Below are 14,796 nucleotides of genomic sequence, written 5' to 3'. Positions count from 1 at the left end.
GGCGTACCGACAACGATGAGGGAGTGCCGCCCGTGCCCGGTGAGAATCTGTCCCGCGACGAGGCCCGGGAGCGGGCCGCCCTGCTGTCGGTCGACGGCTACGACGTGTCGCTGGACGTGCGGTCCGCCGTAGGCGAGGGCGACGGCGAGCCGCGCACCTTCCGCTCGGTCACCACGATCCGCTTCCGCTGCAACGAGCCGGGCGCGTCGAGCTTCGCCGACCTGATCGCACCGGGCGTGACCGCGGTGACGCTGAACGGCAAGGATCTCGACCCGGGCGAGGTCTTCGACGGCACCCGGGTCGCCCTGGAGGACCTGGCCGCGGAGAACGAGCTGGTGGTGGACGCCCGGTGCGCCTACTCCCGCACCGGCGAGGGCCTGCACCGCTTCGTCGACCCCGAGGACGGCGAGGTCTACCTCTACACACAGTACGAGCCGGCCGACTCCCGCCGGGTGTTCGCCAACTTCGAGCAGCCGGACCTCAAGGCGCCGTTCCGCTTCGAGGTGCGGGCGCCGGAGGACTGGACGGTGTGGAGCAACGGGGCGGGTGAACTCACCGACGGTGTCTGGCGGTTCGCGGAGACCAAGCCGATCTCCACGTACATCACCTGTGTCGTGGCGGGCCCGTACCACTACGTGACGGATTCGTACTCCCGCACGCTCCCCGACGGGACGGCGCTGGAGATCCCGCTCGGCGCGATGTGCCGCAAGGGCCTGGCGCCCTACTTCGACGCGGACGACGTCTTCCTCGTCACCAAGCAGGGTCTGGACTTCTTCCACGACCACTTCGACTACCCGTACCCGTTCGGGAAGTACGACCAGGCGTTCGTGCCCGAGTACAACCTCGGCGCGATGGAGAACCCGGGTCTGGTGACGTTCCGGGAGGAGTACATCTTCCGGGGCAAGGTGACACAGGCGTCGTACGAGGCGCGGGCCAATGTGATCCTGCACGAGATGGCGCACATGTGGTTCGGCGACCTGGTCACCATGGTGTGGTGGGACGACCTGTGGCTGAAGGAGTCCTTCGCGGACTTCATGGGCACGTTCGCGAACGTCGGCGCGACCCGTTTCTCCAACGCCTGGGTCACCTTCGCCAACCGCCGCAAGGCATGGGCCTACCGCGCCGACCAGCTGCCGTCCACGCACCCCGTCACGGCCGACATCCGCGACCTCCAGGACGCCAAGCTCAACTTCGACGGCATCACCTACGCCAAGGGCGCCTCCGTCCTCAAGCAGCTGGTGGCGTACGTCGGCCAGGACGCGTTCCTGGAGGGCGCCCGCCGCTACTTCAAGCGCAACGCGTACGGCAACACGCGCCTCGGTGACCTGCTGTCGGTCCTGGCGGAGACCAGCGGCCGGGACATGAGCGCCTGGGCGCGGTCGTGGCTGCAGACGGCGGGGGTGAACTCGCTGACCCCGCAGGTGCTGCTGGCACCCGACGGCCGGATCGACGAGCTGGCGGTGGTGCAGGAGGCCGCCGAGTCACACCCCGAACTTCGCCCGCACCGGATCGCGATCGGCCTCTACCGCCGTACGCCCGAGGGCACTCTGGAGCGGTACGCGCGCGCGGAGGCGGACGTCGACGGCCCGCGCACGCTGATCACGGAACTGGCGGGCGCCGACGCCCCGGAACTGGTCCTGGTCAACGACGACGACCTCACGTACTGCAAGATCCGCTTCGACGACACCTCGCTGGCGACGCTCCGGGACCACCTGGGTGCCCTGACCGATCCGCTCGCGCGCGCCCTGTGCTGGTCGGCGCTGTGGAACCTGACCCGGGACGCGCTGCTGCCGGCCCGGGACTTCATCGACCTGGTGCTGCGGTTCGCGAGCCGCGAGTCGGACATCGGTGTGCTGCAGATGCTGCACGCGTGGGCGAACTCGGCGCTGGTGCACTATGTGGCGCCGCGGTGGCGGGAGACGGCCGGACGGCGGCTCGCGGAGGGTGCCCTGCGGGAGCTGCGGCAGGCGGAGCCGGGCAGCGAGCACCAGCTGGCCTGGGCGCGGTTCTTCGCGTCGACGGCGGCGGACGAGGCCGGCTTCCAGCTGCTCCAGGAGCTTCTGTCGGGCACGGCCACGATCGACGGCCTGGACGTCGACCAGGAGCTGCGCTGGGCGTTCCTCGAACCCCTAGCCGCGCACGGCGCGGCCGGCGAGTCCGTGCTGGCGGCCGAACTGGCCCGCGACGACACGGCGTCCGGCAGGCGCCACCAGGTGCGCTGCCTGGCCGCCCGCCCCACGGCAGCCGTGAAGGCGCAGGCCTGGGCCCAGGTCGTGGAGTCGGAGTCACTGTCCAACGCGCTGGTGGAGGCGACGATCGCGGGCTTCACCCAGCCGTCGCGGCGGGACCTGCTGGTGCCGTACGCGGAGAAGTACTTCGAGGTCATCGCACGGATCTGGGAGGACCGCTCGATCCAGATCGGCATGGACGTGGTCCGGGGCCTGTACCCCTCGCTCCAGGACCGCCCGGAGACCCTTGACGCGACGGACGCGTGGCTGACGGCACACGCCGACGCGCCCCCGGCGCTGCGCCGGCTGGTCCTGGAGGCCCGGGACGACCTGGCGCGGTCGCTGTGCGGACAGGAGTGCGACGCGAGGGCCGCCACCGACTGACCTTTGGCCTTGGGTTTCCCCTCGAGTGACCGTTACGGAATTCAGTCAATCATGGCCGTAACCCCTGGGCCGCACCCGATCGGACCAGGGGTTTTCACCCCCTACTCGGCACTCGAACACCTGACCTTTAGTACCGCCTTGTCCGCATTCTTCAACAGGAACGTAACAACGGTTAAGGGGCAGACCGGACACGGGAATCTCGGGGCCATGACCCACAACACCCCACTCTCCCCCCGCCCCCTCCGTCATCTCTCCGATGTCCACCGCCGGGTGATGACGGCGGCTCAGCTCCACTCGCACGGCGTCTCGGCCACCGAGATCGCCGAGCAGTGCCGGCCGAGCGGGCCCTGGCAGCAACTGCTCCCCGGCGTGGTCCTGCTCCGCCCGGGCCCGGCGACCAGCGAGGAACGCCTGCACGGAGCCCTGCTGTTCGCCGCCCGCGAGCCGGCCCCGGGCGTCCCGGCCCAGCCGAGCCCCGAGTCCCCCCACCGCCCGGTCTACGCGGAGGCGATGGTCACGGGCCTGGCCGCGCTGACCCTCCACGGCTTCTCCTCCACCCCGCCCCTTCTCTCCCTGGACCACGTGGACGTCCTGGTCCCGCGCGTGCGCCGCATCCGCTCCACCTCCTACGTCCGCGTGATCCGCACCCCGGCCCTGCCGACCCCCGGGCAGGTGACGGGCCTTCCCGTCGCCCCGGTCCCCCGCGCGCTCGCGGACGCGGTGGCGGACCTGACCGACGCGGAGGCGGTACGGCGGCTGCTGACGGAGGCGGTACGCGGCCACCACTGCGAACCGGCGGCAGTGGTACGGGCGTTGAACGATGCGAAGCTGCTGTCCCGCCCGCATGTGGTCGACGCCGTCGACTCCCTGGTCGCCGAGGGCCGGGCCATCGCCGAGGACCGCCTCTACCGGATGGTCCACGAGTACGGCCTTCCCGACCCGGTGTGGAACGTGGACCTGAGGTTGCCGGGCGGCCCGCACCTGGGCGGCCTGGACGCCTACTGGCCCGAGCAGGCGGTGGCGGTCGAACTGGACACCCGCGCCCCGCGTCAAGGCCACCGGCAGGACGACGACGCCCTGTGGTCCGAATACGCCCGCAAGCGCGAGCACTTGGAGCGGCTGGGCATCACCGTCGTCTACCTCACGCCGAAGAAGCTCCGCGACTCGATGGAGCAGCAGGCGGCGGTAGTCCGTACGGCACTGATGGCGGCCGACGACCGCGATCCGGCCGCGTATGTCGTGGTGCTGCCCCGGTAGCGAGGGGGGGCCGCCACCAGGAGGGGAGAGGAGGGGCCGCCGGTCGGAGGGGGACCGGCGGCCCCTCCTCATGCTGCGGCGGCCCCGCTGTCCTACTGCCCGCTGACGCCCGGGCGCAGTTCGTCGCGTACGTCGCCGGCGACGTGGTCGAGCAGGTCGGAGTACGCGGCGATCATCCGCGTACGGCTGAACCGCTCGCGGCTGGCGAGCAGCGCCGGTGCGAAGGCGTCGCGCTCGGCGACCGCCGCCGACCACGCGAAGGCGATCGCGTCGGGGTCGAAGGGCGTCACCAGCCCGTGGCCCTCGACGATCGACGCGCTGTCGCCGACGTCCGTCGTGACCGGTACGGCGCCGCACATCATGCCCTCGATGAGGCAGAGCGGCGCGGCCTCGCCGGAGGCGGAGGTGAGGGCGACGACGTCGGAGCCGGCGTAGACGGCCTCCATGTCGTGCCGTACGCCGAGGAGGTGCACGCGGTCGCCGAGGACGGCCCGGTCGGCGCCGAAGGCGATCTCCATGTCGGCCCAGAGGTCGGGGTTGTCCTCGGTCATCCCGGCGCCGCACATGACCACGTGGCCGCCACCCTCACGGGCCAGCCACGCCCTGGCCGCCCGCAGGAAGAGCGGCACGTTCTTCATACCGGCGTAACGGGCGGCGAAGACGACGACGGGGGCCGTGGCCGGAATCCCGGCGGACTCACGGAACGTGAGCCGCAGCGCCGCGTCCGGGCGGAAGCGGAGCAGATCGACCCCGTTCGGGATGACGTGCAGCAGCTCACCCGGGATGCCGGCGGCCTCGTACGCGTCCCGCGTCGACTCGGCGCAGCACACGCACGCCACGACCTTGCCGTCCGCGATGGCGGTCTTCAGCTCGTCCAGCGCCGGGCCCTGGTTCTCCGGGTCGGAGCGGTGCAGGCAGACGACGACGGGGCGGCGGGGCAGCCCGGCCTGGTTGAGGAGCGCGAGCGGCTGTTCCTTCAGGGAGAGGATGACGTCCGCGCCGGCCATCGCCCGTGCGGTATCGGCCAGTTCGGGCCCGCTGAAAACCGACGCCGCGACCGTGCCGTCGACGAGGCCCGCGGTGCGGCCGAGGGAGGCGACATCGATGCCACCGGCCGTGAGCGCGCGGTAGCAGGCGTCGTCCTCCATCCGCTGCGTCGTGGCTTCTCGGTGGACCTCACCGTGCAGACTCAGTACGCGATGCCATTGCTGACCGCCCTCGACGAGCCCCAGCAGTACATCACTGTGAACGATCCGGGCACCCCCGGAGAAGAATCCCTCGTAGACCGAGAGCACACGAAGTCCGAGCCGAGCGCCCACACGATCACCAGCCTTGCACCAAATCGAGCCATCCCCGGGAACCGCGGGTTAGCCGATATGAGGCGGTACGGACGTTTCATTCGGATGAACGGTATGTCTCGCGACGGAGTCCGATTCATTTACACGGCAAGCATCGGAACCCACGCCTCCGGCATCATCGAGCCACCCCCACTTCCACCCCTGTGACCTGCGATTTTACGACACCGACCGGGGCGGCACGAGGCACGGGCCCGGCAGGGCCGACGGCAAAAAATCGGCAAGCGCGACGCCCGAACGTACGACGGTGTCAGCGGCGGCTCCGGCGGGCGTTGAGCCGGGCGGCCTGGCGGGTCAGGTGATCGCGTTCGGCGAGGTCGGGTGCCTTGCGGGCCGCCTCGGCGTACAGCCGTGCCGCGGTCGGCAGGTCGCCGTCGCGTTCGTGGAGGTAGGCCGCGACCGCCGTGTACCGGGGCAGGGCGGGGTCGAGCGCCGCGAGCGCGGCCAGGCCGGCGCGCGGTCCGTCGGCCTCGCCCACGGCGACCGCGCGGTTGAGCCGGACGACCGGGCTGTCGGTGAGGCGCGTGAGCTCGTCGTACCACTCGGCGATCTGCACCCAGTCGGTCTCCTCGGCGGTGGGCGCGTCCGCATGGAGCGCGGCGATCGCGGCCTGGGCCTGGAACTCGCCGAGGCGGTCGCGGGCGAGGGCCGCCTGGAGGATCTCGACGCCCTCGGCGATCAGCCGGGTGTCCCACCGGCTCCGGTCCTGCTCGGCGAGCGGGACCAGGCTGCCGTCGGGCGCGGTGCGGGCGGCGCGCCGGGCGTGGTGGAGCAGCATGAGGGCGAGCAGCCCGGCCACCTCGGGGTGGTCGACCCGGGCCGCGACCTGCCGGGTGAGCCGGATGGCCTCGGCGGCGAGGTCGACGTCGCCGGAGTAGCCCTCGTTGAAGACCAGGTAGAGGACGCGCAGCACGGTGGCGACATCGCCGGCCTGGTCGAACCGCACGCCGGAGACGGTGCGCTTGGCCCGGCTGATCCGCTGCGCCATGGTCGCCTCGGGCACCAGGTAGGCCTGGGCGATCTGCCGGGTGCTGAGTCCGCCCACGGCGCGCAGCGTGAGCGCGACCGCGGAGGAGGGGGTCAGGGACGGGTGGGCGCACAGGAAGTAGAGCTGGAGCGTGTCGTCCACCGCGGGCGTCGGCCCGGGTTTCGGCTCCTCGTCGACGAGGTCCTCGCGCCGGCGGCGGGCGGCATCCGATCGGGTGGCGTCGAGGAACTTGCGCCAGGCCACGGTGACCAGCCAGCCCTTCGCGTCCCGCGGCGGGTCGGCCGGCCAGACGCGGACCGCCTCGACCAGTGCGTCCTGCACGGCGTCCTCGGCCGCCGCGAAGTCGGCTCCGCGGCGGACGAGGACGGTGAGCACACTCGGTGTGAGGCTCCGGAGCAGGACCTCGTTCACTTGAAATGGCACTCCGTGGTGGTGGGGTGCACGCCCAGGAACGGGCGCAGCTCGAGCCACTCGTGGATCGGCTTGCCGCCCGCCCCCGGGGCGGCGGACAGCTCCCCGGCCAGCTCGACGGCGCGCTCGTGACTGTCGACGTCGATCACCATCCAGCCGGCGATGACGTCCTTGGTCTCGGCGAACGGGCCGTCGGTGACCGGCGGGCGCCCCTCGCCGTCGTACCGGACCCACGTCCCCTCGGGAGCGAGGGCCTGGCTGTCGACGAACTCGCCGGTCTTCTCGAGCCGGGCCGCGAAGTCGTTCATGTACTGGACGTGCGCCGAGATCTCCTCCGGCCTCCACTGGTCCATGGGCACGTCGTTGACCGCGGCCGGGGCGCCCCGGTAGTGCTTCAGCAGCAGGTACTTGGCCATGATCGTTCTCCTCGGTGCTAGTGCGACCCATTGTGGCCGCCTTCACCCCGGGGACGGAGCCGACCGTGGGTTCTCGACATCACCGCCGGAACTTTTTTCCGGGCGCCCGTCCCGGCTCTCGACGGCGAGGCTCAGTTCCCCCAGAACTCCGCGTCGAGCACCGTGCCCGGGTCGCCCGTCCAGTCGCCGTTGAAGTTCACGGCCAGGGCGTGGTGGCCGTCGGTGGTGATGGCCGCGGTGGAGGTGGAGCCGTGGATGCCGCCGTCGTGGCCCCAGACGTGGACGCCGCAGGAGAGGGTGTGGTCGATCAGGCCGAGGCCGTAGGCGCTGTTGGGGTCACCGGGGACGGGGACCGTGGTCTTCATCTCCTTCAGCTGGTGCGCAGGGACCAGGCGTCCGCGCAGCAGTGCCTCGTAGAAGCGGGTCAGGTCGGCGGACGTGGAGATCATCTCGCCGGCCGAGGCGGCCATGGAGGGGTTGAGGGCGGTGACGTCGTAGGTGGGGCCGGTGGCGGTCTCGGCCAGTTTCGAGTAGGCGCGGCTGCTCGGGCGCGGGAGGGTGGTTCGGGTGCCGGGAAGGGACGTGCCGGTCAGGTGGAGGGGCCTGGTCACCCGGTTCGTGATCTCCTCGGCGTAGGAGTGGCCCGTCACCGCCTTGATCACCATGCCCGCCAGGACGTAGTTGGTGTTGGAGTAGGACCAGTTCGTGCCCGGTGCGAAGTCCGGCTTGTGCTTCGTCGCGATTCCCACCAGTGCGGCGGGCGTCAGCGTGTCGTAGCGGTGCCGGAGGAAGCCCTCCTTCAGGAAGTACGTGCGGCCGAAGTCCTCGTCCGCCGTGTAGTTGAAGATGCCGCTGGTGTGGTTGAGGAGCCGGCGGACGGTGATACGGCGGCCGTCGTTGCCGTTGCCGCGGACCACTCCGGGCAGCCAGGTGTCCACCGTGTCGTCCAGGGACAGGCGGCCCTCCGCCTCCAGTTGCAGCAGGACCGTGGAGACGAAGGTCTTCGTGATGCTGCCGACCCGGTAGTGGTCGGACGCGGAACGCGGGGCGCCCGTCCGGGTGTTGCCCACCCCGGCCGTCGTCGACCAGGTGCCGTGCGGGTCACGGGCCGTGGCCGTCACCCCGGGGACGCCCGCCTCGACCGCGGCCTCGGCGGCCTTGCGGGTGGCCGGGTGGCCGGCGGCGGGTGCCGCCGCCGCCGTTGCCGCCAGTGCTGCCGACAGGGCCAGTGCCGTGGCCGCCACCAGTGTCGTACGTACGAACATGTCTCTCCCCCAGTTGAGTCAACGCGGTCGTCGGACTCGGTCGGGGGGAGGGACACCGTCGTGATCGGCCAGGTTGCCCGGTGGTGGGCCGGTTGGGTGAGTTTCAGCCCTTCTTCAGGACCAGCTCCGTGTTCCTGTCCGCCGTGTCGCCGCCCAGGACCTTGCTGGAGCCGGGGGCGTTGAAGGCCAGTTCGCGGTAGAGGGCCGCGAGGCCGGTCTGGGAGAGGTCGGAGAAGTCCGTGCGGTGCGGGGCCGCCGACTCGATCAGCGTGGTGAAGAGCGAGACCGTGCCGTCCTTGTTGTCGACCAGTTCGACGACCCGGGCCAGCTGGGGGTGGTCCACGTGCGAGGCGGTGGTGATCTCCCAGAAGGAGTTGCCGTTCGAGGCGGTGTGGGGGGTGATGAGGTTGCGGTGGACGTGGCCGTTCACCCAGGCCAGCACATTGGCGTGGCGGTTGAGGAGGGTGACCAGCTCGGCGCCCGTGTGGCGGCGGTCGCCCGGGTGGGCCGGGTCGGGGCGGGTGTTGGTCATCGTCTGGCCGGTGTGGTGGCTGAAGACGACGGCGTAGGAGTCCTTGTTCTCCTTCAGGGTCCGCTCCAGCCAGGCCAGTTGGGACGTACCGATCGATCCGTCGTAGTGGCCGCCGGCGTCCGTCGTGTCGAGGCTGATGCCGATGACGTCGTCGGAGATACGGAACGCGTAGTACTGGGTGTTCGCGGCCAGGTTCGCGGAGGAGTAGCCGTGCCCGACCGGGCCGAGGCCCTGGTAGGCCGGGTCCAGGTGGGCCTTGAGGTAGTCCGCGGCCGTGTACGGGGCGCGCTTCTCGTCCGCCGTGACCGAGCGCGTCGAACGGGCGTGGGCCTTGAGGAAGTCGCGGTAGCCGCCGCCCTTGGGGTCCTGGGCCTTGCGGATGGTGTCCTGGAGCTTCCTGGCCTCGGCGTCGGTCGCCGTCATCAGCTTCTTGCCGCCGACCGCGGCCGCGGCGAGGTAGGGGTCGGCGTGGGAGCCGAAGCAGCCGAGCGGCAGGGTGTCGTGGTTGCCGACCGTGGAGTACCAGGGGAGGTTGAGGCCGGGGCTCTTCACCTCGCGGACCGCGGCGGCGAGGAAGCCCGCCAGGTGCGGGAAGCCGAGCGCCTTGTCGCCGTCGCGGATGGTGGAGCTCGCCTGCCAGTACAGCTTGAGGCCGCTGTTCTGCACCCCCTCGTAGTGCTTGGGATCACCGCTGTTGGGGGTGATCCGGCCGCCGCTCATCACCTTCATGAACCACTCCAGCTCGGAGTGGGCGTTGTTGTCGGTGTTGTCGCCGGTCGTCATCACGAAGTGCAGCGGGGAACCGGTGACCGGGGCGCCGCGCAGCGCGTTCACCCGCTCGACCAGTGAGATGGCGCCGGGCACGGTGAGCGCCTCGTGGGGGCGCCAGGCGTGCGGGTCGTGGGCGCGCAGGTATTCGAGGCGCAGCGGGTGCTGGACGTCCATCAGGTGCAGGTCGGTGAACTGCACGAACGCGGCGAGGTCCGTACGGCGGTTCTCCCGGCCGGACTTGGCGGCGGCCAGGTCGGATCGGAGCACACGCGACCAGCCGGCGCCGTCGCCGAGCCGCCGGTACCCGGAGCTGTTGCGGGGCGCGGCGACGGCGGCGAGGGTCGTGCCCTTGGTGTACGGCGTGAGGGCGACGGCGGCCTTGCGGCCCTCGGCGACCGGCTGCTGCCCCTCGGTCGCGGTGGGCGCGGCCTCACTGTCGGTAGGACGCAGGGCGTAGCCGACGCCCGCGGAGAGCGAGACGGCTCCGGCGGCGGCGAGCACGGTACGACGGTTGATCTCCAGTGCCTCGCGGCCCTTCTGGGCCGCGGAGGTGGCGACTGAGCGTATGCGCGACATGGCGCGGTCTCCCCGAGTGCGAACGCGTCCGGCAGTGGTCGCGGGGTGATCGCTTCCGCGAACTTCCCGCTCGCTCTGGATCGTTGGCACCGGGGATGGCCTGCGCGTGAACTCGACGGCAACGCGCAGCGCCGATCACCGTACGTGGATCAGGTGAGGTGGGGACCGGCCATGGAGCGGATTTCGGGCGGCCGGGGCCCGGCTACTCCGCGTTCATCTGCCGGGGTAGGGGGGTATCCGGGGCTTACCGGGACTCTTGCGGAAAGCCCCGGCATTCACGACTCCGTTGGGAAAGTCGTGATTCGAGCGGGCCTGTGTCGTTCGTTTTGCTGATCACTATGGTCGTTGGCAGGACAGGGGATCGGGATGTCGCTGGAGTCGCGGTCGGATGGCGGGGTGCCTGAGCTGACGGACCGGGTGGTGCGGGCCTCGTTCCCCAAGGGGATCTTGGCCATCAGGGTTCGGGAAGTCCTCGGCGCACTGTTCAACGACGAGGACATCGCCGAGGCCTTTCCTGGCCGGGGCCAGGGCGGGACGCCCAGGCACCGGACTTGACCCAGGCCGCTTTCACGACGGACTGGGAGGCCAGGAACGTCACCTGTCCCCAAGGGGCATCCAGTGCCAGCTGGTCCCAGCAGCGCAAAGCCAACGGCACCCCCGTCGTCCGGGTGCACTTCGCGCTCGTCGACTGCATCGCCTGCCCACTGAAACCGAGGTGCACCAAGGCAGCCAACGGCAAGTGGGGGCCGCAGCCTCACCCTGCTGCCCCGCGAACAGCAGCAGATCCTCGAAGAACGACGCGCCGAGCAGCAGACCGACGCCTGGAAGGAACGCTACAACGTTCGCGCCGAGGTGGAGGGCACCATCTCCCAGGCCGTCCGCCGCACCCACCTGCGACGCACTCCCACCGAGGCCAGAGCAAGACCCACCTCGCGAACATCCTCTCCGCCACCGCGACCCCCTTGAGGCTGTTGACCAGCTTGGAGACGGCGACCTTGGGCGGATAGTTGATCAGCAGGTGCACGTGGTCGCGTTCGCCGTTGAACTCCTTCAGCTCCGCTTCGAAGTCCTCGCAGACCTTGCGCATGATCTCTTCGCAGCGTGTCAGCATCTCGTCGTCGAACACCCCGCGCCGACACCTCGTCACAAAGACCAAGTGCACATGCATCGCCGAAACAACGTGTCTTCCAGGCCTGTAGTCGTTCTGCTGATCCATGAGACCAATCGCAGTAGGATCTTGAGTGTGCAGCTCCGCTACAACTTCCGGGCCTACCCGGACGCCCCGCAGCGCCGTGCGCTGGCGAGTGCGTTCGGGTGCGCCCGCCTGGTGTGGAACGACTGCCTGCGCGACCGGAAGGAAGCGCACGCGGCAGGACTGCCGTACGTGAAGTCGGCAGATCTGTCCCGGCTTCGCATCACCCAGGCCAAGCGCACCGCCGAGCGTGCCTGGCTCGCCGACGTCTCGGCGGTCGTCCTGCAACAGTCCCTGCGGGACCTCGACACCGCCTACAAGAACTTCTTCGACAGCCTCAAGGGCAGGCGGCAGGGCCGCAAGGTCGGCCCTCCCCGCTACAAGTCGAAGAAAGACACACGGCAGTCGATCCGCCTCAACACCAACGCCTTCTGTCTCCAGGAGAACGGTACGGTGTACGTGGCCAAGGTCGGCAACCTCAAGGTCAAGTGGTCCCGCCGGCTTCCGGCCCAACCCACGTCCCTGACCGTCACCAAGGACAGCTGCGGCAGGTACTTCCTCAGCTTTGTCGTGGACACCGAGCCGGACATCCTCCCCGAGCTGGAGGCTGAATCCGGCATCGACCTCGGTCTGTCCGCCTTCGCCGTCCTGTCCGACGGGCGTAAGATCGACAGCCCGCGCTTCCTGCGCCGGGCGGAAAAGAAGCTCAAGCGTCTTCAGCGGGAGCTGTCCCGCAAGGCCAAGGGATCGAAGAACCGGGCCAAGGCTTGCATCAAGGTCGCACGCCAGCACGCACGTGTGGCCGACCGGCGCCGGGACTGGCACCACAAGGCTTCCACGCAGATCATTCGCGACAACCAAGCGGTGTATGTGGAAGACCTCGCGGTGTCCGGTCTCGGGCGTACCAGGCTGGCCAAGTCTGTGCACGACGCGGGATGGTCCGCGTTCGTCGGCATGCTGGAGTACAAAGCGGTCAAGCACGGCCGCACCTTCGCCAAGGTGGACCGCGCCTTCCCCTCCTCGCAGGTCTGCTCGGCCTGTGGCTTCAGGGACGGACCGAAACCTCTCCACGTCCGCGAGTGGACGTGCAGCGTGTGCGGCACCGTGCACGACCGCGACCACAACGCAGCCCGCAACGTCCTCTTCGAAGGACGCCGAATCGTCGCCGCCGGACGGGCGGAGACGCCAAACGCCTGTGGAGCGCCGGTAAGACGGGCACACGTGCCCGCACAGCGCGGTGAAGCAGGAAGCCCCCGGAAGGGTCAGACGACCCAGGCCGGAATCCCCGGCCCTTAGGCCGGGGAGCGCGTCAAAACTGCTCTTCTGCAAACCGTCCCGCAGCCGGCCGCTCCCGCCACAGCCGCAGGGCCACGTCGATCAGCCGTACGTGCCGGAGGGACGGTACGGCATCCAGGTCACGCCAGGCGGCCATGTCGGTGGAGCCGTTGACCTCGTTCCTCAGTTCACCTCCGACGATCTCTCCGGTGTAGATGATCCGCACGCTGTGGTGGTCGGTGACGGGGGCCAGCAGACGGGCGCGGGCGAAGCGATGGCGGCGGGAGTCGATGCCCAGCAGCCCGGTCACCTCGATGCGGTAGCCCGTCTCCTCCAAGAGTTCGCGGCGGACCGTGTCGTACGGGTCCTCACCGTGCTCCATGCCGCCGCCGGGCAGAACCCACTCAGGTGTGCCGTCAGCGGCGGGTGACCGGGCGAGCAGGATCTGTCCGTCGCGGACACACACGGCGTAGGCCGCCACCCTCAGCTTCTCGCGCACATCGGCACGTTAGGGGGCGCCAGGGCCGGCGGCCAAGAGGATTTCCATTCACGGCGAGGGCACAGACAGCCGGTTCCCCTCACCCTGGGTCGGACAGCCGTCGCCTTCCTCAAATCCCCCTCAGGAAATCACCGGAACCTTCACTACCGGCATGTCCCTGCCATACGGTCATCGTGTCCGACCGCCGACAGCGCGGTCCCCACCGGATAGGCGTTCCGTGCATACATCAGTACGCCGCACCATCTTTCTCTCCTCGACAACGCTCTTGCTGTGTACGGCCCTTACGGGCCCCGCACTGGCCGCGGAGACAACTCCAGCCGCTTCACCGTCGGCGTCCGCCTCGGCCGACGACCCGGTCATCAACACGGCTCCGCCCGAGGAGCCCGAGGAGAGCATCTCGGAAATCCCGGACGACACCGCTGACAATCCAACGAATGAGCCCACGGACGAGCCCACTTACACGGGCAAGCCTCAGCCCGGAGAGTCGCCCAATCCCGTGGACTGCAGTCCGGCCCACGGCGTCTACGTCCCGACGGATCAAGGCAAGAAGTACCACCGTGGTGTCGGGCCCACGAACTCGAACTACAACGGCACGTCCAGAACGGCGAAGTCGACGTTCACGTCGGAGGTGACGGGCGAGGTGGGTGTCGCCATCAGCGGCGACCTGGAGACCTCGGTCAACACGATGCTGGTCAAGATCAAGGCCGAGTTCAACGTCACCGTGTCGGCGAAGCTTACAGCCAAACTCGGGAACTCAATCTCCGTGGACACGCCAGCACACAAGACCACGAACGCCAGATATGGCGTCTGGCGGCTCAAGCACACGGGCAGGACCTACGTGGTCCACCAGAACTGCACGTCCTCGCCGGAGCACACTGTCGTCAGCTACTCCCCCTACCGGGTCGGCTGGTATCTATGGGAAAGCTGAGGACTCTCGCCACAGCAGGGGGGCTGGCCGCTGTGGTAGTGCTGACTGGCTGTACCAGCGGCCAGGACGACACGGCGCGTCCTCCTCACCCCCCCGCGCCCCGCTCCACATCGTCACCCACAGTGGCATCGATGTCGGGCCGTGCCGAGTACGTCCCCGGGGAGACCGTGACCAGGGCGCCGGTTCTTCCTGGAGGAGAGATCGTCGCGCAGGCAGCGAACGTCAGCGGAAACCGCACGGTAGAAATCCGCGGCGGGATCAAGGCCGGGGCGCTGTCGGTCCTGGTGAATTGCCAGGGTCAGGGAAAACTCACCGTCTCGTTGGAACCGGTCGGGCTGAGTTTTCCTCTCGAATGCGTGAACGGAGAGGTCAGCAGCACCTTCAATCAACTGGATCTGAAGCGTGACCGCGGACACGGAACGGTTAGCGTGACCGCTCCGTCCAGCGTCCGCTGGGCACTTACCGTCGGACGATAGGCGGATGGAGCCCGGAAATCACCACTGCCGGGCGCTGTTCCGCGAGTTGTAGGACAGCGGCTTCAAGAAGCCAAGACAGGTACCGTGTTCTTCTCCGCCGTCCGCGGCACGGTCGCGGGCACCGGCAGCGTGCAGATCGAGAAGGTCACGCCGTAGGCGACTGCGGTGCCAGCGGGCGGTGCCCCTGCTCCACCAGCGAGATGGTTCAGGGCCGCCCCGTCGCCTCTGGCCGCGCCCACAGGC

Annotated in this window: 12 protein-coding genes and 2 pseudogenes; 7 read left to right on the top strand and 7 right to left on the bottom strand. The window is 69.7% G+C overall.

Annotated features, from left to right (window positions below):
• Positions 1 to 32 precede the first annotated feature (32 nt).
• Together pepN and ABZ396_RS04505 are read left to right on the top strand one after the other, a co-directional pair.
• On the top strand, positions 33 to 2,612 hold the full coding sequence (gene pepN, locus ABZ396_RS04510; RefSeq protein WP_358920778.1) for an aminopeptidase N: 2,580 nt from the start codon (positions 33 to 35) through the stop codon (positions 2,610 to 2,612).
• A gap of 207 nt (positions 2,613 to 2,819) precedes the next feature.
• Entirely contained in the window at positions 2,820 to 3,869 is a 1,050-nt protein-coding gene (locus ABZ396_RS04505) for a hypothetical protein (RefSeq protein ID WP_358920780.1), read from the top strand.
• Between the two features lie 92 nt (positions 3,870 to 3,961).
• Here the strand turns inward: ABZ396_RS04505 and ABZ396_RS04500 are convergent, their stop codons facing one another.
• From ABZ396_RS04500 to ABZ396_RS04480, 5 genes are all read right to left on the bottom strand, one after another.
• Positions 3,962 to 5,164 carry a glycosyltransferase gene (locus tag ABZ396_RS04500; protein WP_358920782.1) on the bottom strand — a complete coding sequence of 401 codons (1,203 nt, stop codon included), beginning with the start codon at positions 5,162 to 5,164 and terminating at the stop codon, positions 3,962 to 3,964.
• A gap of 310 nt (positions 5,165 to 5,474) precedes the next feature.
• The gene (locus tag ABZ396_RS04495; protein WP_358920783.1) at positions 5,475 to 6,623 is read right to left on the bottom strand and encodes a DUF6596 domain-containing protein; all 1,149 of its coding nucleotides are present in this window, start codon (positions 6,621 to 6,623) and stop codon (positions 5,475 to 5,477) included.
• Positions 6,620 to 7,039: a YciI family protein gene (locus ABZ396_RS04490; protein ID WP_358920785.1), complete on the bottom strand. Its 420-nt coding sequence runs from the start codon at positions 7,037 to 7,039 to the stop codon at positions 6,620 to 6,622. The genes ABZ396_RS04495 and ABZ396_RS04490 overlap by 4 nt, the downstream gene beginning before the upstream one ends.
• Before the next feature lie 131 nt (positions 7,040 to 7,170).
• Positions 7,171 to 8,304 (bottom strand): serine hydrolase domain-containing protein, encoded by a 1,134-nt coding sequence (locus ABZ396_RS04485; RefSeq protein ID WP_358920787.1) that lies wholly within the window; start codon positions 8,302 to 8,304, stop codon positions 7,171 to 7,173.
• A gap of 103 nt (positions 8,305 to 8,407) precedes the next feature.
• Positions 8,408 to 10,183, bottom strand: a complete 1,776-nt coding sequence (locus tag ABZ396_RS04480) for a TIGR03767 family metallophosphoesterase (protein ID WP_358920789.1) — start codon at positions 10,181 to 10,183, stop codon at positions 8,408 to 8,410.
• Positions 10,184 to 10,579: 396 nt separating this feature from the next.
• Here ABZ396_RS04480 and ABZ396_RS04475 point away from each other — a divergent pair, with 396 nt between their 5' ends.
• Entirely contained in the window at positions 10,580 to 10,738 is a 159-nt protein-coding gene (locus ABZ396_RS04475; protein ID WP_358920791.1) for a hypothetical protein, read from the top strand.
• Positions 10,735 to 11,149, top strand: a pseudogene (locus ABZ396_RS04470) (transposase). Before ABZ396_RS04475 ends, ABZ396_RS04470 begins: the two are co-directional and overlap by 4 nt.
• Here the strand turns inward: ABZ396_RS04470 and tnpA are convergent.
• Positions 11,121 to 11,399 (bottom strand): annotated as a pseudogene (tnpA, locus tag ABZ396_RS04465) (IS200/IS605 family transposase); the annotation flags it as partial. The pseudogenes ABZ396_RS04470 and tnpA overlap by 29 nt on opposite strands.
• 27 nt (positions 11,400 to 11,426) lie before the next feature.
• Between tnpA and ABZ396_RS04460 the strand changes: the two are divergent.
• Positions 11,427 to 12,671, top strand: coding sequence for an RNA-guided endonuclease TnpB family protein (locus ABZ396_RS04460; RefSeq protein ID WP_358920898.1), 1,245 nt, complete (start codon positions 11,427 to 11,429; stop codon positions 12,669 to 12,671).
• A gap of 13 nt (positions 12,672 to 12,684) precedes the next feature.
• Here ABZ396_RS04460 and ABZ396_RS04455 read toward each other — a convergent pair whose 3' ends face one another.
• Entirely contained in the window at positions 12,685 to 13,149 is a 465-nt protein-coding gene (locus ABZ396_RS04455; RefSeq protein ID WP_358920793.1) for an NUDIX hydrolase, read from the bottom strand.
• A 217-nt stretch (positions 13,150 to 13,366) separates the two neighbouring features.
• On the opposite strand from ABZ396_RS04455, the gene ABZ396_RS04450 reads away from it, so the two are divergent.
• Together ABZ396_RS04450 and ABZ396_RS04445 are read left to right on the top strand one after the other, a co-directional pair.
• Entirely contained in the window at positions 13,367 to 14,077 is a 711-nt protein-coding gene (locus tag ABZ396_RS04450; RefSeq protein WP_358920794.1) for a hypothetical protein, read from the top strand.
• 131 nt (positions 14,078 to 14,208) lie between these two features.
• Entirely contained in the window at positions 14,209 to 14,553 is a 345-nt protein-coding gene (locus tag ABZ396_RS04445) for a hypothetical protein (protein WP_358920796.1), read from the top strand.
• Positions 14,554 to 14,796: the final 243 nt, after the last annotated feature.

The organism is Streptomyces sp. NPDC005866 (assembly GCF_040629895.1).
In the GTDB taxonomy this organism is placed as follows: Bacteria; Actinomycetota; Actinomycetes; order Streptomycetales; family Streptomycetaceae; genus Streptomyces.
This window is presented reverse-complemented; position numbering and strand designations above follow the sequence as displayed.